At 64.9% G+C, this 19,947-nt stretch carries 17 protein-coding genes; 8 read left to right on the forward strand and 9 right to left on the reverse strand.

Annotated features, from left to right (window positions below):
• Positions 1-14 precede the first annotated feature (14 nt).
• From E2484_RS15260 to E2484_RS15275, 4 genes are all read right to left on the reverse strand, one after another.
• Complete coding sequence (locus E2484_RS15260) at positions 15-3,593, reverse strand: PAS domain S-box protein (protein ID WP_137286047.1); 3,579 nt, start codon at positions 3,591-3,593, stop codon at positions 15-17.
• A gap of 125 nt (positions 3,594-3,718) precedes the next feature.
• On the reverse strand, positions 3,719-5,305 hold the full coding sequence (locus tag E2484_RS15265) for an acetolactate synthase large subunit (RefSeq protein WP_137286048.1): 1,587 nt from the start codon (positions 5,303-5,305) through the stop codon (positions 3,719-3,721).
• 240 nt (positions 5,306-5,545) lie between these two features.
• Positions 5,546-5,758, reverse strand: a complete 213-nt coding sequence (locus E2484_RS15270; protein ID WP_137286049.1) for a glycerate kinase — start codon at positions 5,756-5,758, stop codon at positions 5,546-5,548.
• A gap of 41 nt (positions 5,759-5,799) precedes the next feature.
• Positions 5,800-6,054, reverse strand: coding sequence for a hypothetical protein (locus E2484_RS15275; RefSeq protein ID WP_137286050.1), 255 nt, complete (start codon positions 6,052-6,054; stop codon positions 5,800-5,802).
• Positions 6,055-6,256: 202 nt separating this feature from the next.
• On the opposite strand from E2484_RS15275, the gene E2484_RS26165 reads away from it, so the two are divergent.
• Both E2484_RS26165 and rtcA read left to right on the forward strand, forming a co-directional pair.
• Entirely contained in the window at positions 6,257-6,748 is a 492-nt protein-coding gene (locus E2484_RS26165) for a thiamine-binding protein (protein WP_137286051.1), read from the forward strand.
• Between the two features lie 26 nt (positions 6,749-6,774).
• On the forward strand, positions 6,775-7,866 hold the full coding sequence (rtcA, locus tag E2484_RS15285) for an RNA 3'-terminal phosphate cyclase (protein ID WP_321112663.1): 1,092 nt from the start codon (positions 6,775-6,777) through the stop codon (positions 7,864-7,866).
• 7 nt (positions 7,867-7,873) lie between these two features.
• Here rtcA and E2484_RS15290 read toward each other — a convergent pair whose 3' ends face one another.
• A complete protein-coding gene (locus E2484_RS15290) occupies positions 7,874-8,218 on the reverse strand; it encodes a KTSC domain-containing protein (protein ID WP_137286052.1) in 345 nt (114 codons plus the stop codon).
• A 142-nt stretch (positions 8,219-8,360) separates the two neighbouring features.
• Between E2484_RS15290 and E2484_RS15295 the strand changes: the two genes are divergently transcribed.
• Positions 8,361-8,573, forward strand: coding sequence for a DUF7576 family protein (locus E2484_RS15295; RefSeq protein WP_137286053.1), 213 nt, complete (start codon positions 8,361-8,363; stop codon positions 8,571-8,573).
• Positions 8,574-8,649: 76 nt separating this feature from the next.
• Here E2484_RS15295 and E2484_RS15300 read toward each other — a convergent pair whose 3' ends face one another.
• Positions 8,650-10,074 carry an aryl-sulfate sulfotransferase gene (locus E2484_RS15300; protein ID WP_137286054.1) on the reverse strand — a complete coding sequence of 475 codons (1,425 nt, stop codon included), beginning with the start codon at positions 10,072-10,074 and terminating at the stop codon, positions 8,650-8,652.
• Positions 10,075-10,171: 97 nt separating this feature from the next.
• Between E2484_RS15300 and E2484_RS15305 the strand changes: the two genes are divergently transcribed.
• Together E2484_RS15305 and E2484_RS15310 are read left to right on the forward strand one after the other, a co-directional pair.
• Positions 10,172-10,678: a macro domain-containing protein gene (locus tag E2484_RS15305; RefSeq protein ID WP_137286055.1), complete on the forward strand. Its 507-nt coding sequence runs from the start codon at positions 10,172-10,174 to the stop codon at positions 10,676-10,678.
• Between the two features lie 378 nt (positions 10,679-11,056).
• Complete coding sequence (locus E2484_RS15310; RefSeq protein WP_321112664.1) at positions 11,057-12,592, forward strand: PAS domain S-box protein; 1,536 nt, start codon at positions 11,057-11,059, stop codon at positions 12,590-12,592.
• On the opposite strand, the gene E2484_RS15315 is transcribed toward E2484_RS15310, so the two are convergent.
• On the reverse strand, positions 12,593-13,636 hold the full coding sequence (locus E2484_RS15315; RefSeq protein ID WP_137286057.1) for a hypothetical protein: 1,044 nt from the start codon (positions 13,634-13,636) through the stop codon (positions 12,593-12,595). It lies immediately after the preceding gene.
• Positions 13,637-13,733: 97 nt separating this feature from the next.
• Positions 13,734-14,180, reverse strand: a complete 447-nt coding sequence (locus tag E2484_RS15320; RefSeq protein WP_137286058.1) for a universal stress protein — start codon at positions 14,178-14,180, stop codon at positions 13,734-13,736.
• 95 nt (positions 14,181-14,275) lie between these two features.
• On the opposite strand from E2484_RS15320, the gene E2484_RS15325 reads away from it, so the two are divergent.
• Together E2484_RS15325 and E2484_RS15330 are read left to right on the forward strand one after the other, a co-directional pair.
• Positions 14,276-16,087 carry an alkaline phosphatase D family protein gene (locus E2484_RS15325; protein WP_137286059.1) on the forward strand — a complete coding sequence of 604 codons (1,812 nt, stop codon included), beginning with the start codon at positions 14,276-14,278 and terminating at the stop codon, positions 16,085-16,087.
• Positions 16,088-16,154: 67 nt separating this feature from the next.
• A complete protein-coding gene (locus E2484_RS15330; protein WP_137286060.1) occupies positions 16,155-18,404 on the forward strand; it encodes a CHAT domain-containing protein in 2,250 nt (749 codons plus the stop codon).
• A gap of 2 nt (positions 18,405-18,406) precedes the next feature.
• Here E2484_RS15330 and E2484_RS26315 read toward each other — a convergent pair whose 3' ends face one another.
• A complete protein-coding gene (locus tag E2484_RS26315) occupies positions 18,407-18,541 on the reverse strand; it encodes a DUF7503 family protein (protein WP_449272306.1) in 135 nt (44 codons plus the stop codon).
• Between the two features lie 352 nt (positions 18,542-18,893).
• Between E2484_RS26315 and E2484_RS15335 the strand changes: the two genes are divergently transcribed.
• Positions 18,894-19,649, forward strand: coding sequence for a DUF7504 family protein (locus tag E2484_RS15335; protein WP_137286061.1), 756 nt, complete (start codon positions 18,894-18,896; stop codon positions 19,647-19,649).
• The last annotated feature ends 298 nt before the right edge of the window (positions 19,650-19,947 follow it).

Here is a 19,947-nt window from a genome sequence, read left to right on the forward strand (position 1 = left end):
GAGTGAAAACGGGACTACGAGTCCGTCGAAGGGACGACGTCCACGTTCGAGAACTCGAACCGAGCGCCGCCCTCGTCGCTCTCTGTCAGGTCACACTCCCAGTCGTATATCTCGGCGAGTTGTGCGATGAACGTCAGTCCGAGGCCGATTCCGACGTCGTCGGTCGTGTATCCGGCCTCGAAGATCCGCTCTCGGTCGGCTTCCGGGACGCCTTTCCCGTCGTCCGCCACGTAGAATCCGTCTTCCAGAGTCCCGATTCGAACCGTCAGGCCGCCGTCGTCGTGCTCGACGGCGTCGTCGTCCGAAGCGTGTCGGCTCGTCGAACCGTGTTCGACGGCGTTCTGGAGGAGGTTCTGGAGCAAGTGCTGGAGATGGTGCGGTTCGACTTCGACCTGGACGTCCGTCTCCACTTCGAGTCGGCCCTGTTCGGCGGCGACGTCCGCCCACGCCTCGCTCGCGGCCTCGCGCAGGGAGACGAGTTCGGGGTCGATAGCCGCGTCGCCCCCGCGGGTCATCACCAGCAGGATGTCGATCATGTCCTCCATCCTGTCGAGGGCGTCGGCTACCTGCTCGAACGCCGACTCGTCCCCGCTCTCGGCCGTTTGAAGGTAGATCTGGGCGATCGAGAGGGGGTTTCGGAGTTCGTGTGCCAGCATGCTGGCGAAACTCTCCAGTCGCTCGTTCTGCTCTTCGAGTCGCTGCTCCCGACGCTTTCGGTCGGAGACGTCCCTGACGTAGACCGACAGACCGCTCTCGGAGGGGTACGCGTGGAACTCGAACCACGCGCCGAACGCCTCGACGTACTCCTCGTGCGAGACGTTGTTCTGGGTTTCGACCGCTCGATGGAACGCGTCGTAGGCCTCCGACTCCTGAATCTCGGGGAGAACCTCCCAGATGTTACCGTTAAACAGGTCAGCCTGGTCCACATCGAAGAGCCGTTCGGCGTGCTCGTTCACGTAGGTGAACTGCCACTTCTCGTCCAGCGCGAAGAACCCGTCGTCGATGCGTTCGAACACCTCGTCGAGTTCCGCCTGCAACTGGTCGCGCTGGCGCTCGATAGTCTGCTCGCGGTCGGCCCTGTCGAGGGCGGCCTCGGTGTTCGCCGCCAGTATCTTTGCGAGGTCGAGTTTGGCCTCGGTTATCTCCTCGTCCATCGTCGAACCCGCCGTGAGAACGCCGTGTTCGCCCAACGGTAGAATCATCTCGGTCTCGACTGGCGTCTCGGGGTTGTAGACGTCGTCCTGACTCGCGACGGCGTCGTAGAGCTCCGGTGTCCCCGACGCGTAGACGCGCCACGCGAGCCCTTCGTCTTCCTCGAAACTCGGAACGCCGTCGAACAACTCCTCGGCTTCCTCGGTCGATGCGACGGGACGAAGCACGCGCTCGTCCCCGTCGAGGAGGTGCACCCCACAGACGGGGAGGTCGAGGATGCCGCGCACGGTCGAGACGGCGACGTTGCAGATCTCCGTCTTGGTCTGGGCGGCCATCAGGTCGCGGGTGACCTCCCGAAGTCCCGCCAACGTCTCCTCGTACTGTTTTCGACCGGTGATATCCCGAAACACCGCCTGATTTATCGTCCGCCCACCGATCTCCGCCACGCCAGCGCTAATCTCGACCGGTACCTCGCGGCCGTCGTCCCGGACGACGTAGTAATCGTCGTCCTCCCGAGTTACGCCGCCCGATTCGACGTGTTCCTCGAAGAGGCGTCGATATCGTTCGGCCTCCTCCGGCGGGTGGAGTTCCGACTGGTGCATCCCCACGATCTCCTCACGGGACTTGCCGAGAAGTTGCTCTGCGGCGTCGTTCGTGTCGATAATCGTCCCGGTCTCCGCGTCGACGAGGAAGACGGCGTCCGGGGCCGTCTCGACCAGTTTCCGGTACTTCTCCCGCGATGCTTCGAGTTCGGCCTCCCGCCGTTTCCGGTCGGTGACGTCCCGGCCGATTCCGGCGATACCGAGGGGGTCGCCCGCGTCGTCTCTCAGTAGCGCGCCCGTGAACTCGTAGGCTATCTCGCGACCGTCTTTGGTCCTCAGGTCGGCCTCCACCCGGGCCGAACCGTCGTCGTACACGCGTTCGATGGCTTCGACGACGCGCTCGGCCCCGTCGTTCGAGAACAGTTCGGTCGGGAGGCGACCGTCGAGTTCGTCGTTGTCGTACCCCGTCACCGCGTTCGCCTCGTCGTTCCAGCGGACTAACCGTCCGTCGAGGTCGAGCGTGAAGAAGATGTCCGGCAGCGCGTTCAGGGCACCCTCGGTAAACTCCTTCTCGTGCTTGAGTTCGTCCTCGGCCCGTTTGCGGACCATCAGTTCGCCCAGTTCCGTAGCGACCGTGGTGACGATGTCGACGAGTCGGTCGTCGGTCGGCCTCGCTTCGGCCATGTAGAACGCGAGGACGGCGACGACGTCGTCTCCGTCGAGTACGGGCACGCCGAGCGCGGCTTTCAACCCGGCGTCCTCGGCGTCGTCCGTACGGGGGAACACGTCGGGGGTGAGCGCGGCCACGTTCTCCATCCACACCGGCTCGTTGCGCTCCCAGACGAGTCCCGGGAGTCCCTCTCCCGAGGCGAACGACGTCGTTTTCGAGACCAGTTTGAACGGGTCGTAGGCGTCCGAAACCGTGTAGGCCGCGTCGGTTCTTTCCAGGTGCGTTCGGTCCTCCGAGGGGACCCAGGCTTCGCCGTACGCCCACTCCGTCGCGTCGCACACCTCCGTTATGGTCGCCTCGAGCCCGTCGAGGAACGTGTCGGCCGCCGCGACCGACCGAGTCGTCGCGTGGAGGAGTCGGCGTTCGTCCTCGGCCCGCTTTCGTTCTGTCACGTCGCGGACGATGGCGGAGAAGAACGCCTGGCCCTCGTAGGTGATCTCTCGAAACGAGAGCGACAGCGGGACCTCGTGGCCTTCTCGATGCCGCCCGGACATCTCGACGTAGTCCCAGTCGAGCGTCCGTTCGCCGGTCTCCTGGTAGCGACGGAAGGCGTCGAGGTGGGATTGGCGTAGGTGTTCCGGGACGAGCGTCGTCAGCGGTTCGCCGACCAGTTCCTCGGGAGCGTACCCGAACACCTCCTCGACTGCGGGGTTCGCGAAGACGATCTCGTTCGCGGTGTCGATGGTGAGCACCGCGTCGGGTGCCTGATTGACCAAGGCGTCGAAGTAGGCGGTCGTCCAGTTCGCCGTTCGGCGCGCTCGATAGCGGTCGATGGCGTTCTCGACGCGCCGGGTCAGTTGGCGGGGTCGATACGACTCCTCGCGCCAGTGGACGTAATCGGTAGCCTCGCGGGCGAGTACCGCCGACGCGAGGTCCGGGTCGTCGGTTTCGCTCACGGCGACGAAGGGTACGTCAGGCGAAACGTCTCGGACACCGTCGAGTAGCGTGAGAACGTCCACGTCGGCGAGCGGGTTCGCACAGACGATGCAGGACACCGTCTCCTCTTCGAGCCGGTCGAGTACCGCGGTCGCGGTCGTCACCGAGGTTACTTCCGCGGCGGTCCGCTCTCGGAGGTCAGCGACCGCTCGCTCGGCAACGCGACCACCGTCTCCGACGTAGAGAACCTGTAACTGTGGTGTGTGGTTGCGCTCGTATCCCGGAGACTGCACGACGTAATGTGGAATGCGGTCCGTAATGAGTCCATTGCCTCGGTCCGAAACCGCTCCGCCGTTCTCCCGTCAATCGACTGGCCTTTTCCACTCGACCAGTCGTATCTTACTCCACCGACAGTACCTTACTCGATCACGACTTCGACTAGCGACATCTCGTCGCTCCCCACAGCCGTCTCCAGTACGCTCTCCAGTTCGTCCCAGTCGTCGGGGCGGTAGGCCTCGATACCAAAGCTCTCGGCGAAGGTCTGGAAGTCCGGATTCTGCAGTTCGGTGCCGAAGTGTTCCCCGCGGTGCTCGACCTGCTCCTCGGTGATGAGACCGTACTCGTCGTCGTTGAACAGCAAGATCGTGTACCCGCAGCCGATTCGGGTCGCGGTCTCGATTTCCGCGGCGTTCATCATGAACCCGCCGTCGCCGGTCGCGGCGACGACGTTCGAATCGACCGCGAGGTCGGCCGCGAGACCGCCGGGAACCGAGATGCCCATCGAGGCGAGTCCGTTCGAGATGATGCAGGTGTTGGGCTCGTAGGTCACGAAGTTCTGGGCGATGGTCATCTTGTGGCTTCCCACGTCCGAGAGGAGTACGTCCTCGGAGTCCATCGCGTCCCGGAGAATCGGTAGGACACCCTCGACCGTGAAGGAGTCGTCTTCGTCCGGGACGGCGGTCACGTCCGCGAGGATGTGCTCGCGAAGGTCGTCGTACCAGTCGCTCTCGAAGTCGGCGTCGATTTCCTCGCAGCAGGCGTCGAGTTCGCGGACGGCCGCCGCGATGTCCGAGACGACCTCCACGTCTGGGTTGTAGTGTTCGTACACCTCCGCGGGTTCGCTGTCGAGGTGGACGATGGTGGTCCCGCCCGAGGGGTTCCAGTCGGCGGGGTCGTGTTCGGCGATGTCGTAGCCGACCGTAATCACGAGGTCGGCCGAGTCGATGGCGTCGGAGGCCTCCTCGTGGTCGCCCGAGTCGAGCGTGAGCAGGGAGCGTTCGTCGTCGTCCGATACCGCGCCCTTGCCCATGTAGGTCGCCGCCACGGGGAGGTCGTAGTTTTCCGCGAACGACCGGAGATTCTCGCTGGCGTCGGTCCGGACCGCACCGTTGCCCGCGATGACGAGGGGTCGGTCGGCGTCGGCCAGTAGGTCCCGGACCTCGTCGACTGAGGGCACGTCGGGTTCGGGCCTGCGGACCCTTCTCCTGCTCTCCATCGGTTCGACCTCGCAGTCCTCGTAGGCCACGTCTTCGGGGAGTTCGAGGTGGGTCGCGCCGGGTTTCTCGTACTCGGCGGTCTTGAACGCCTTCCGAACCGACTCGTGGACGATACCGGGGTCCGAAATCTGGGCGTTCCACTTCGTCACGGGCGTGAACATGTCGACCACGTCGAGGGTCTGGTGGCTCTCCTTGTGGAGACTTTCCAGTCCGCCCTGTCCGGTGATCGCGACGAGGGGTGCCTTGTCGAGGTTGGCGTCGGCGACCCCGGTCAGGAGGTTGGTCGCGCCGGGTCCGAGCGTCGAGAGACAGACCCCCGCGTCGCCGGTCAGTCGGCCCCACACGTCGGCCATGAAGGCTGCGCCCTGTTCGTGGCGAACCGGAACGAACGTGACGTCCGAATCCCGGAGCGCGAACATCGTCGCCTCGTTCTCCTCGCCCGGAAGCCCGAACACGTACTCGACGCCTTCGGTTTCGAGTCCCGCAACGAGAACCTCTGCGGTGTTCATGAGTCCCGAGTACGACTCCGAACCTCATAGGTCCGGTTGCCGAACACGTCGCTAGCGAGGGTTGGTCTTGTGTGTGAGACGGGTTATCGAAACTTCGAAAGCCCCGCCCGCTCGCGGTCACGCGAGCGGAGCGCGCCGCGCCGCTCCGTGGCCGACCGGCCGCTGGATCGACTTCCGGACAACTACATATTTGTGATAGAATCTATTTTAATTGTCAAGAAACTATATGGTTGGTCATAATCAAGGTTCTGTTTGGCCTGCACCAACCACCAGAACGCGGAGGTCGTTGACGTTGGTGCCGGTCGGCCCGGTCCGAATCGCGCAGTCGGCGTCGAGTTCGACCGCCTCTCTGACGACCCGCCGAGGTCGGGCGGCCTCGACACCCGCGGCCACGCAGTCGAGCGCGAGAGCGCGAGACGGAGACCCCGCGAGTTCGTCGCGGTTCCGTATCATCGGCGGTGCTTCGCGGGCGAGCGGTTTAACTGCCGGTGTCCTCAGAGGAACCGGCCGTACTCGCACGCCGAACAGCGGAGCGCGTCGTCGCGGTGAACGACGACGCCGCTCCGACAGTGCGGGCAGGGACCGACTGCCGACTCGTCGGCGGTCTCGCCGTTAGTTTGGACCATCCGGCGAAGCCGCTCGACCTGCGACTCCAATCGATGTACCCGCTCTTCCAGTTCCCGGACCTGCTCCTTGCGGCGGTTTCCCCGTCGTCGGTCGGCGCTCGCTCGGGCTACTCGTCGAGTCATTCTCATCTCCGAGTTCACTACGCTACCTGCGATAGTAACCGTTTGCACACCTGCAAGCCCGCTTAGAGAAACCGTTTTGCCGCACGTCGGCGTACCCTCCCCGGACCATGAGTTCCGAAGCACGCACCGCGACCCGTGGACGAACCGCGACCCTCGGACGAATCGACACCGCGCAGGCCGACGCCGCACGAGGTGAGACGCGATGACCGTCGTCGCCCGACTCGAAGTTATTCCGACCCGCGACGGGAGCATGTCGGGTGCAGTCGCCAGCGCGGTCGGGGCGCTGGAGGAGTTCGACGTGAGTTACGAGACGACGCCGACCGATACGGTCATCGAAGCCGACGACCCGACGGAGGTGTTCGCCGCGGCCGAGGCCGCCCACCGGGCGGTCCCCGACGACCGCGTCATCACGGCACTGGAGGTAGACGACCAGCGAACCCGGACCCAACACCGTCGGGAACGGGTGAAATCGGTCGAGCGCCGACTCGGCCACCCCGCCATACGCGAGCGTCAGCAGTCGGACGACCGTCGGAGCCAACGGCCAGTCGAGCACTGGAGTCACCGGTCCGCGGGCGAGATCGACCGATACGGTGGGCCGTGGAACGCCAGAACCTCGGTCCCCGGAACTTCGGCGACCGAGTCCCGAGGTAGCGAGTCACGCTACCTCCAGTCGAAGCGACGGATCTCGCACTGACCGATGACCGAGGAGGACGCCCACCGATGACCGAGGACGAACTGCTCGAACTCGACGGCTCTGCTGGCGGCGGCCAACTGCTCCGGACCGCGCTCGCGCTCTCGATGGTGGCCGACCGGTCGTTTCGGATGGAGAACGTCAGAGGCGACCGACCGACGCCCGGTCTCAAACCGCAACACCTCGCGGCGGTCCGGGCCGCGGCCGAGGTCTGCGACGCCAGCGTCTCGGGCGCGGAGCAGGGCTCCGAGGAGGTGGAGTTCCGGCCGGGGTCGCCCTCGGGCGGCCGGGTCGAAATCGACGTCGGAACCGCGGGGAGCGTGACCCTGCTGTTCGACGCGCTCCTGCCGGTCGCGCTCCGACTCGACCGACCGCTGGCCGTCACCGCGACCGGCGGGACCGACGTGAAGTGGTCGCCGACCGTAGCCCACTACCGGCAGGTGAAACTTCCGCTGGTCCGGAAGGCGGGCGTCTTCGCCGCGGTGGACCGTACTCGGACCGGTTTCTACCCGGTCGGCGGCGGCGAAGCGACCCTGTTTCTCGCACCCTCGTCGCCCTCCCCGCTCGACCTGACCGAGCGCGGGTCGCTCGACGGCGCACGAATCTTCTCGAAGGCGTCTGCGGACCTCTCAGACGCCGAAGTCGCCGAGCGACAGGCCGCGGTCGCGGCCGAGCGCTTGCAGGCCGTCGACCGCCTGCGACCGGACGAGCGCCTGAGCGAGGACGTGCACGACGTGAGCGACGAGGTGTCCGTGACCGAGAAGACCGTCTCCTCGGTCGAGACCGACTCCCCGGGGTCGGCGCTCGCCCTGGCGCTCGACTACGAGGAGGCGACCGCGGGATTCGACGCCCTCGGCGAGCGCGGAAGACCGGCCCGAGCGGTCGGCGCGGAGGCGGTCGAGTCGGCGCTGACGTTCCACGGGAGTCGCGGCGCAGTCGACGCCCACACCGCCGACCAACTCGTCGTCTTCCTCGCGCTGGCGGGCGGTCGTGTGGCGATACCCGAGGTGACGGACCACGTCCGGACCGGGGCGGACCTCGTGAGCGAGTTCGGCTTCCCGGTCGAACTCCAGGGGAGCGACCCGCCGATGCTGACCGCACCCGCGCCCGAACCGGAGTAGTCGGACGTTACCGAATCCGGTGGTAATCGTACTGGCCACGGAAGTTCTTGTGGAAGTACGACCCGTGAGACCGCGCGCTGAGGAACTCCTCGTAGGTCTCTCGTGAGACGTCGGCGTACCGGTAGACGCCGCCGCTCTCGAACTCGATCTCGAGCGCCTCGTCGTCCTCGTCGTAGCCGATGGACCGGATGGAACTCGACGCGACGGGGCTTCTGGTCTCGGTGACGCAGTCCAGTCGCTCGTAGGGGACGTAGCCGACGATTCGCTCGGTGTGGTAGAGGACGACGCCCTCTCGCCCCTCTTCGAGTTCGTCGCACTCGATTCGCTCTCCCGATAGCGTGATAGCCTTCATGGCGGGCGTACGACCGTTCTAGGCCTCAAGCCATCGGCCGGTCGAGTGTCGGACGGAGCGTCGCACGGCGTCGTGTCGACTCCCTCTCGAACGCACTCGGAGAGGCGATACATCTACGCCGCTCGCTCGCGTATCCAGCTCCATGCCCGAACTCTACGGCGAGTACGAAGGCGACGCCGAGGTCCAGTTCGTCGGGTGCATCACTTGCGGGAAAACTATCGACATCTTCGAGCCCCATCCGATGTTCCGCGAGGAGAGCATCTCCGAGATCGGGGAGGTGGTCGCCCGCACCTATCACTTCTGTGGCGACGACTGCCTCCAGCAGTGGAAACGCCAGCGCGACACCGGAGAGTAAGCGAACCGAGCGGGCGGGGAGAAGGACGAAGGAGGACGGAGAAGAACGAGGGAGGACGGAGAAGAGGAGGTAGTCGTCAGGCGAGACGCCGTCTGACGCCGTTGGAGATGCGCTTGCGGTTGTAGAGCAGTTCACCGACTATCCAGCCGACGAGCAGGAGACCGGCGAACACCGCGCCCACGAAGTCCCACGGCCCCATCCAGACCGGACGAATCCACGGGGCGACGTGGCCCCATCGCTTGGCGAACGAGTCCACGGGTTCGCTGATGGCCGTTCCGGCGAACGCGGCGGACAGCCACTGGGAGAAGGTCAGTCGGTCGCCGGTGCCGGGCGTGATGCCCGCGCTCCCGGTGACTCCGTACTCTCCCTCGGCGTTCTGGTCGGCGATGGTCGGGCCGGTGCCGTTGGCCTCGTCGCCGAGGTGCATCCGCTCTACGTCGTAGGGTGCCCACGGCGAGTAGAACTCCCAGACGATCTCTCCCTCGGGCGTGATTTCCATGACGCGGTCGTTCATCGAGTCCACGACCATCGTGTTACCGTTGGGAAGGCGGTCGGCGTCTCGGGGCCAGTTGAAGCTCTGACTCGACCCGAGCGTCCATGTCCGCTTCCACGTATCGCCGCGCTTGGCGTACTCCACGATGCGGTCGTTCTCGCTGTCGGCTACGAGGACGGTCGGCGTGCCGTTCTCGCTTTCGAGGTACTGCGGATTGTGTTGCTCGTGCATCACGTCGTAGTCGTCGTCGCTCCCGACGCGCATTTCGATCTCCTTCGTGGAGCGATTGACGACCATCACCTGGTCCATGTTCCGCGGCGAGATTAGATACTCGCCGTCGGCGATTTTGTCCACGTCGTTGACGTGAGTCCAGTCGTTCTTCGGCGGTTTCGCCGCGTAGGTTCCGCCTTGGTCTTTCGTCCAGTTAGTGTGTTTTTCGAACTGCCACTCCCACACGATCTCCTCGGTCGTGCGATTGTAGATGAAGATGCGGTCCTCGTTCACCTCGCTCGTCGTGTTGTAGTTACGCATGTTGGCGACCAGCAGTTGGTCGCCGTTGATGAGGTCGGCGTCGTGGGTGTCGTGGGCGTCGTCGAACCGTTCGCGCCAGACGATCTCGTCCGTCTCGGGGTTGTACGAGTAGATAGTCGTCCCGCCTTTCCTCGTTCCGGTGACGAGCAGATTCCCGTTGTCTAACGGGTCCACGTCGTAGAACCACGTCACGTCTAACTCCGAACCTTGGTGTACCCACTGCACGTCTCCGCGCGGGCCGACCCCGACGAGTCGGGCGGGCTTCTTCCCGTTGGCCTTCCCTTGGAACTTGTAGCCCTGTACCGAGATGACGGTCGTTCCGCCTGCGGGTTCCTCGATGGTACCCTTCTGGAGGTTCGTCGGTTCGTGCGTGAGCGCGGAGACGGCGGAGGGGGCGAGCAACGACACGATGACCAGCAACACCACGACGCGTACCAACCACGGCCGCGAGAGTCGCGTCTTCGACTCGTTCGACATACAACCCGATACATCCAGCCGCAATATATGGGTTTTGTCCTCTTTCCCAAGGGCGGCGTGGGTAAACTAATTGACCTTTGCGGGCGTCGTCTCCGACATGGAGTTCAGCGTGGTTCAGGGCGACATCGCCGAACAGCGGGCCGACGTTCTGGTCAACGCCGCGGGGACGAGTCTACGGATGGGAAGCGGCGTGGCGGGCGCGCTCCGCCGGAAGGCGGGCGAGGAGATAAACGAGGAAGCGATGGCCGCGGGACCGATAGACCTCGGCGAAGTGGCCGTCACCGACGCCTACGACCTGGACGCGACGTACGTGGTCCACGCGGCGGCCATGCCGCACTACGGAGACGGGCAGGCGACCGCCGAGAGCATCCGCGACGCCACTCGAAACAGCCTCGAAGCGGCCGACGAACTCGACGCGAAGTCGCTCGTGATTCCGGCGCTCGGTTGCGGCGTCGCCGGGTTCGACCTCCGGGAGGGCGCGCGTATCGTTTGCGAAGAACTCGCGTCGTTCGACCCCGAATCGCTGGTGGACGTGCGGTTCATCGCGTACGCGGACGAGGAGTACGAGACGGTGCGGGCCGTCGCCGACGACGTATCGTCGTAATGACGTTTCGGTTTCCGTACGTGAATGGCATCTGTTTTAAGCCTGGAACGTAACATCAGTCCAGAGAGAAAACGGCATGTGTTGGATTAACTCGGGGCTCGGCGTGAAACTTCCGACGTGCGTCGATTCGGTGACGCGAAGCGACCGTCGGCGTCGGGGACGCCTGCCTGAGGGGACCGAGTGTCCGAGTCTACAACCAACGTGTCGCCGCGAACCTTCGGTCAGCGTGGCGGGGAAACGTATTTTTACTCCGGTCGACGAGCAAGCAAACGAACCGAATCGGTTCCCGCCTCGGGCCGCCGACCGTCCCGTCGGACCGCGGATGCCCGCCACGCGTGGACCGCGATGTCGGCGTCCAAGAGAGAACCGAACACGAGCATGAGCGAACAGTTACGCGAAGAGAAGCGGAAGATAGAAGAGTTACACGAGGTCGCCTCCGAGATGGAGGCCTGCCACAGCAAGGAGGAAGTGTATCACCTCGGCGTGGACGCCGCAGAGGGTATTCTGGAGTTCGACATCTGTGGCATCGACGTGGCAGAGGACGGCTATCTCGTCCCGAAAGCGACCTCGACCGAAATGCCAAACGACGGTTACGACGCTCTGGAGGCCGACAAGGGACTCGCCGGCCGGACGTTCCAGAACGGTAAGTCGTTCCTGATTCCGGACGTGCGAACGATGGACGAGGCCGAACCCGTCCAAGAGCAGTACCGCTCCATCCTCAGCGTTCCGCTGAGCGACTACGGGGTGTTCCAAGCGGGGTCGCGCGAGGCCGACGCGTTCGACGGGGACGACCTCGAACTCGCGGAACTCCTGATGTCTCACGTCACGGAGGTCATCTCGCGAATCGACTCTCAGTCGGCGCTCCGCGAGAGCGAGGAGAAGTACCGCACGCTCGTGGAAGGTAGTCACGACGCGATTTTCATCCACAGCGACGAGGGGTTCCAGTTCGTCAACGACCGAGTCGCGGAACTGACGGGATACAGCCGCGAGGAACTCCTGAGGATGTCCGTCTGGGACGTCGTCCACGAGGACGACCGCGAACGCGTCAGACAGATCATCGAGAACGACGAGGCAGACGACGACACGCCTCACTACGAGTTGCGCGTCCGGACGAAGGCCGGAGAGGTCCGCTACGTCGAACTCAGCGTGCAGGTCATCTCCTACAACGGCGAACTCGGTCACCTCGGGTCGGCCCGCGACGTGACCGAACGCCGACAGCGCAAGCGGAAGGTGGAGCGCCAGAACGAGCGACTCAAGGAGTTCGCCAGCGTGGTCTCCCACGACCTTCGCAACCCCCTCAACGTCGCGCAGGGCCACCTCGGACTCGCCCGAGAGACCGGCGAGGACCGCCACTTCGAGAAGACCGGGTCGGCGCTCGACCGGATGGAGTCGCTCATCGAGGACCTACTCAAACTCGCTCGACAGGGCCAGGACGTGAGCGAAACCGATCAGGTCGACCTCGAAGCCGTCGTCAGGCGGGCGTGGTCTACCGTCTCGACGGGCGCGGCGACCCTCGACGTGGCGGTGGAACTGGCCGAGATAGAGGCCGACGACGGTCGCCTCCAAGAACTGTTCGAGAACCTGTTCCGCAACGCCGTCGAACACGGCGGCGACGACGTGACCGTCCGCGTCGGCGTACTCGGTGGTGGCGTCGATACGCGCGAGGAGTCGAACGCCGACGAGGCACCGACCGCCACGCACGGCGGTAGAGACGGCTTCTACGTCGAAGACGACGGGCCGGGAATCCCCGAAGACGAGCGCGAACGGGTCTTCGAACACGGCCACACCACGGCCGACGGCGGGTCGGGACTCGGTCTCTCTATCGTCAGTAGCATCGTGGACGCCCACGGGTGGAGCGTCACCGCGACCGAGAGCGAGGCGGGCGGCGCGCGGTTCGAGATTTCGACGGCGTAGCTACCGGAATCCTCGGACATTGGCGACGTCGAGCGGACTCGTCGGGAGGTCCGCGGGCGGGTCGGGGTCGTTGTAGGCCGAGGGAGCCACGTCGTTCGGTGAGTCCGGATAGAACAACGACGCGAGCAGGTGGAGGTGGCGTCTCCCCACGTCGAGTTCGAACTGGCCGCCGCCGTACATCCGAATCCCCCGGTCCGCACAGTGGTCGATGGTGTCGAACAGCGACTCGACAGAGCCGAACCGCGAGGGCTTGATGTTGAGCCAGTCGGGTTCGAAGGGGAGGTCGCGGACGCTCTCGACTTCGGTTATCGGGTAGTCCCACGACACCCGGTCGCGGGCCGAATCCAGCGACGGTTCGGTCTCGTCGGTCCACGCCGGGTCCTCCAGAATCGCGTCGGGGAACGCCTCGACCACTCTCTGGTAGAGGTCGGGGTCGGCGCTCCCCGCCACCTCCGCGTCCTCGTAGTGGGCCTTGAAGTCCACCACGCGAACGCCCGCGCCAGCGAGGTCCGAGAGGTCCGACACCAGGTCGGCGGTCCAGTCGTCGTCGGCGTCGAGTTTGAACTCCAGTTCGGGATTTCTGTCGCGCCACCGCCGAATCGGGTCGGCGCTCGCCGGGTCGCCGAGCGGCGGACTCGCGACGAAGCGGACGGGGTCGTACTCGCGGTCCAGTCGCGCGCCGAGGTGGGTGTCGGCCTGCCGGAGCGCGAGGTCCAGCGCCGCGCTCTCGAAAGCCCACTGCCGGTAGTGTCTGAAGTGGTCGTCTACTTCGGTGTCGGCGTCCGCCTCGGGAAAGAGGTCGCGGTCGGCCAGCGCCTCGGAGAACGAGTCGACGGTGTACTCGCCCGCGAGGTCGAACCGGTCGGGAATCGGGTGGAGGTCGGCGACGTACGTCACGTCTTCGCCGCGGCCGGTCTCGCCCTCGCCCGACAGCGAGACGACGGTCGTCGCGCGAGTGAACTTCGACGTCTCGCGCTCGCGGCGCTCGTACTCGACGGACTCGACCGTGAGGCGGAGGTCTGCGACCTGCTCGTAGAGGCTCATGCTCGGCCAAACGACTCCTGTGGGGAAAGTCGTTGGCCCGTCGAGGTGATGGCCCTCGAATCGGCGGCGCTCCCCGTTCGCAGTGCAGAAAGAGTCCCTACTCCGTCACCACAGTCACTGGACCGTCGAAGTTGAGGATGATGGACTGGGTGAGGTCGCCGAACAGCGCCTTGCCCGCGGGCGAACGTTTCTCGCCGGCGATGAACAGGTGGTCGCAGTCGCGGGCCTCGGCGGTTTCGAGGATTTCGGTCTGCTCGTCGCCGAGTTCGCCGACCGCGTCCCACGACACGTCGACGCCCTCCAGCACTTCGCGGCCGACGTCGGCCGCGAACTCCTCGGCCCCTTCGCGGGCCTTCCTGGCGGAGTAGCCGACCGGACTGTTCGGAATCGACTCCATCGTCTGTCGGGTGTCCTCGTACTCTTCGTCCGTCGTGACGTGTAGCAACACCAGTTCGGCGTCTACCGCGGCGGCGAGTTTGCCCGCCTCTCGGACGAGGGCCTTCGTAGACTCCTCTGCGTCGACGACTGCGAGCGCGCGTTCCATATAAGGGTCGTGAAGGGATGGATAAATAAATAAACCGATTAGGTGCTAATAATTAGCACGGTTTCGAGAGTTTCCACTAGCCGTCCCGTATCTATATGCACGTCCGCGACGACACCGACCCCGTGTCTGAACGCCGACCGACCCGCCGCGACGTGTTGGAGGCCGCAGGTGCGTCCACGCTCGGAACCACGTTGTCGGCGCTCTCGGCGGGGGACGCGGCCGCGGTCCGACTCGTGCCCGAGGCGACCGCAGGCGGTGACGCCTTCGAAGTCGAGCGCGAGCGAGCAACCTCCGTCTTTCCCCAGTCGATCGCAAGCGGGGGACCGACCGCGAGCGGCGTCCTACTCTGGACGCGAATCGACCCGGACGCCCACGATGGCGAGACGCCACTGGCCGTCGAAGTGGCCGCAGACGAGGGGTTCGACCGAGTCGTCTACCGGGGAGTCGTTCCGGCCGAGAAGTTCGGTCGGGACCGGGACTTCACCGTGACCGTGGACGTAGACGGCGAACTGGGATCTGACGGACGGTACTTCTACCGGTTCGTCTACGGCGGCGACGCCAGCGAAGTCGGTCGGTGTCGTACCTTGCCGGACCCCGGAGCGAGCCCCGACTCGCTCCGTCTCGCGGTGGCGTCGTGTAACGACTACCTCCACGGCTACTTCGGCGCGTTCGGTCGCATCGCCGAGGCAGACGTGGACTTCCTCGTCCACCTCGGGGACTTCATCTACGAGTACGCCGGCGACGGTCCGGGAGACCGGTCGATTAGCCTGCCGAGCGGGCGGGGACAGGCCTCGGAACTGGCCGACTATCGACACCTCTACCGGACGTACCGTTCGGACGAACTCCTCCAGCGCGCCCTCCGGCGTCACACCCTGATTCACACGTGGGACGACCACGAAATCGTCAACGACCGCTGGTGGAACGACGAGACCGACGCGCCCGAGACGTACAGCCATCCGCGTGGCGACGACCCCGAGTTCATGCGTCGGTTGTACGTCGAGGGTATCCGGGCGTACACCGAGTACGTCCCGGTCAGGGCGAAATACGAACCCTCTGGCGAAGAGGAAGCGGAACTCGACCCCGATGCCATCCGGGAGAACTTCAGGCTCTACCGGTCGTTCCGGTTCGGAGACCTCGCGGACCTGTTCGTGACCGACGAGCGACTCTACCGGTCGCCGCCGCCGAACGCCGACGAACGAGGTCCGTCGGTACCTGCCGACGTCGCCGCGGAGAACCCCGGCCGGACTATGCTCGGTGCCGACCAGCGGAGGTGGCTCCTGCGAGGAATGGCCGACTCCGAGGCCCGGTGGAAACTCTGGGGGAACGAGGTGCTGGCGGCCGCCTTCCGATTCGTCGAGGGCGGCGAGGCGACGGTCAACGCCGACGCGTGGGACGGCTATCGGACCGAGCGCCAGCGCGTCCTGTCGTCTCTCGCGGAGATGGGCGTGGAGAACGTGGTCGCGCTGACCGGCGACATGCACAGCTATCTCGCGGCCTATCTGCTGACCGACTACGAGTTGACCCTCGGCGAGAGCCTCGACTCGGGGAGCGGTGAGTCGGGACGCGACGAGTCGGCGACCGAGCGCGCGGGCGTCGAATTCATGGCTCCGGCGGTCAGTAGCGACAATCTCGTGGCGATGGGGAACATTCCGGATTCGGAGGCCGAAACCGTCGTCGCGGCGCTTCAGGCCGAAAATCCCCACGTCGAGTGGTTCGACAGCAGTCACTGGGGCTACGCGGTCGTAGACGTCGGAACCGAGGAACTGGTCTACTCAGCCTACGCCGTGGACCGGACGGTCGATTCGGCCGACGCGCCCGAGCGACTCCTGCGTCGGTATCGCGTTCCCGCCGGAACCGTCGAGATGGAACGAGTCGATGGCGAACCCGTAGACACCGACGAATCGTGACGCGTGCCCGGGGATTTTTACCGGCCGACTGTGACCGTCCCGTACGGTTCACGAGGCCGCTACAATCATGCCTACGCAACCGAAGTTTACGTCGTCGTCCGACCCGACCGGCCTCGACGTAGTCGACCCCATCGAGACGCGTCACTTCTCGCTTCTCACGGAGTCGGCGGTGAACCCGACGGACGCGGACCCCGACCGGTTCGCGTTTCCGGTCGCCGCGGCCTGCCGAATTCGGACGACCCGGATTTCGTTCTCGTCCACGATTCCGTTGGACGTACGGACGCCGGACGGCGAACACCGAGTCTCCGTCGACCTGCCCACGACACGGGAGTTTCCGGCCGACGAGTACCTGCTGGAACTCCACTCGCCGATAAAACTCTACCTCCGGACCAGCGGGTCGATGACCATCGACGCCACCGACGACAGCGTCGAAATCGCGTTCGCCGACGAGGTGGCGGTCGAGGTCGGTGCGCGGTCGTACCACAGTTCGCCAGCGGCCACCATCACCGTGCCCGACGACCCGGAGGCCGTGATGGAGGCGGTGTCGGCGTTCTCCTCGGCGCTCAAGACCACCTCGCCCGAGCGTTCGTGGCCGACCCTTCGCGGACATCCGCCGCGCGTTGAGCGCGGCGACGAACTGTCGATTCCGGACGAACTCGACGCTCCGGAAACTGGAATCACGATTACGGTGCCGCCCGAATACGGCCACGTCTACACCGTCGCGCCGCTGGCGTACTACCTCGGCGCGGAGGTAGTCTCCGGCGAGGAGGCGACCCTCGCGGCCGACTCCGGCGTGACTCGGCACCTCGGCGGCGACGTGTCGGCGGTCGGCGAGTCGGTCGAAAGCATCCTCAAGCGCGTCTTCCTGCTCGACTGCGTGACCAGAACCGAGGGACTCTACCCCGACGACCTCTACGAGCGCGACGTGCTGGAGTCCGAGGTAGACCTCGACCTGGAGTCGCTCTATCGAGCGTCACCCGCCGACCGCCTCGCGGCCTATCTCGCGGTGTCCGGCGAGGCAATCGAGGCAATCGAGGCGCCGTGGCATCGCGTCACTCACGTCGAGAGCGACCCCGGTCCCGAACCGGTCGAACTCCTGCCGTACGTGATCAACGACCTGTCCCTGGTCGCGGTGAAGGCGACGAGCGACGAGGGGTGGTCGCCGACGGAGGTCCAGCGACGGACGGGCGAAGCGCTGGACGCGTTCGTCCGGTCGCCGAGCGCGACGGGTGGCGACGCCGAGTCCGGAACGATAGGTGGCGACGGCGACTTCCGTCGGTCGGCCAGTCTCCGGCGTTCGAATCGCCGGAACCACGGACTCGAGGACGCCGAGTCCGGGCGCGAAGAGACCGAAGAGAACGAATCGCCCTTCGACGATAGCGCCGCGCGTGGCGTACCCGGCATCGACGGGTACATTCCCTTACCCGACACCGACGCGCTCGAACAGGCGTGGATAGGCGACCGGACGCCGATTCAGGGGACGAAGCTACTCCGGGAAGCGTTCGAACGCGACACCACCCCGTCCGAAGACGGAACGGTCGAAATCACGGTGGTCTGCAACGACGACGAGATGCGCGCGGAGTGGGACGCCGCGGCCGAAATCTACGGCGACCGCGACGACCTGCGTGTGAACGTCACCTGCGAGTTCGGCGTCTCGACCGACGAACTCCGGACCCTGCTCGCCGAGGAGAGCGACATGTTCCACTTCGTCGGCCACATCGACGGTCTCGGCTTCCAGTGTTCGGACGGCATACTCGACGCCGAGTCGTTGGACGAGGTGAACGCCCAGACCGTCCTCCTGAACGGGTGTCGCTCGCACGACCAGGGCGTCGAACTCGTGAAGATGGGTGCCCGTGCGGTGGTCGTGAGCCTCGGCGACTTGTGGAACGACGGTGCGGTGGAAGTCGGCGAGACGCTGGCGCGACTGTTCCACTACGGGTTCAGCATCGGCCACGCGATGACGCTCGTGCGAGAACACACCTCTCTCGGGAAGGATTACGTGGTGGTCGGCGATTCGGGCGTGACGCTTGCGTATTGTGAAAACGGCGTGCCGACCATATTCCATATCGAACAGAACACCGAAAGTAACCAACGGTCGAAGGAAATCGAAGCGACACCGTACTCGTATCCGGCTCGAGATTACGGCATGGGTTCCACGTTTCGGCTACATCACTCCGAAATCCAAGACTACCACATAGCAGTGGAGTCCGGTAGTAAACTACGAGTACCGCCTGAAAAACTCAACCAAGAGTTCATTTCGATTTCTGAACCGCTAATCGTCGATGGGGAGTTGGTGTGGTCCGATACGTGGTTCTGAAGTCAAGGACCTGCCTTTGCATCCCCGCTAGCGACGACGTTTCCTACTTCAGCGAGCAGGAACATCAGCGTACATAGCGCACCCAGTAGTTTCGGATTCCCTGTGAGCCAATCTGTAACCGCTGACTTTACTGCCATCACAGCGTTATTTATTCCTCCTGCTAGTTTCTATTTTTCTATATATTTCCTAGAATATAAATGGAATAGAAATACCAACGTGGCGAATAGTGGGGCTGGTTGACGTTCCCGTGGAACGCATCGCTACGGCCTCGGAACTCGTTCGTACACGAATCGGTCGTCAGACACCGACTGGAGTTTCGGCCGAGAATCCAGTAATTTCGGGACCAGCGTGATTTCCGTCGCGCAGGGCACGAATCGAGAAAGAACGTCCACTGGATATTCCAGAACGAATATAGAAATCACTTAAATCGACGTTCACCGAGAGAGTAATTTTATAAAGGTATGGGTGGAATTCTGTCATACTCCATCAATGACGACGGGACAGACGACCTTTCGTGGGCCGGACGACGGCTCACCCCCGGACGACTTCACGGCGTTCCTCAGTCTTCTAAACGAACTGAAGGCGACGGGCTGTGCTCTGCTGGTCGTCGGCGACGCGCCACGCGAACTGTTCACTCGGGCGAGCGAACAGTTGCTGGGCGACGCCGAGGCGATTCGCCATCGAGTTCTGGCCATCACCGACGCCACGACCGAGAGCGTCGCAGACCGACTCCCGGACCGGGACGTAACGCCGCGCCCGCTGACCGAGACGACCCGGCTGGTGAACCACGCTGGCGCACCGCGGTCGGTCACGGCCGCGACCGACCAGACGACGCGGTCGAAACTCACCGGAATCCAGGAAATCCGCGTCGCCGACCCCGAGCTACAGGGGCTTCGGACCGGACTCGTGGACGCCATCGACGACCTTGTCGATTCGGTCGACGCGCTAGCTCCGGCCGACCTCCGGGTCGGCATCGACTCGCTCGTTCCGCTGTTGGAACACTACGACGAGACCGTAGTACGGCGCTGTCTCGACGCTGTCGGTGAGCGCGTCCGCGACCGCGGCGGGATGGCACACTTCGTCCTCCCGGACGGGTACGAGGACGGACGCGTACAGGCGCTCCGCACGCTGGCGGACGCGGTCATCGAACTCCGGGCGGTGGACCCCGTGGACCACGGCCACGACGCTCAACAACGCTGGCACGTCCCGCACCGAGACCTCACGACGAAGTGGACGCCGCTGTAGGACTGCGAAACATCTCGCTGCCCGTTGCCGATTCGTCGGTTTCGGTCCGTCGCTCTCCGGGTCGTCGCTCTCCGGTTCGTCGTCGTCCTCCGGTTCATCGCTGCTCGCTAGTCCGTCGTCGTAGTTTCGGCCACGGTTAACGGACTAGCTCTTTCTCGAACCACTGGATTACCGCACCGTACTGCTCGGCACCACAACCGCGACCGCAGGCCTCACGCCTCCCCACCCTCCTCCCTCACTGCGTTCGGTCGTCCCTCGCGCGCGTTACTCTCACGCGCCGGGTGGAAGGGTCACACGC

This window comes from Halorussus salinisoli, assembly GCA_005239435.1.
Lineage (GTDB): Archaea > Halobacteriota > Halobacteria > Halobacteriales > Haladaptataceae > Halorussus > Halorussus salinisoli.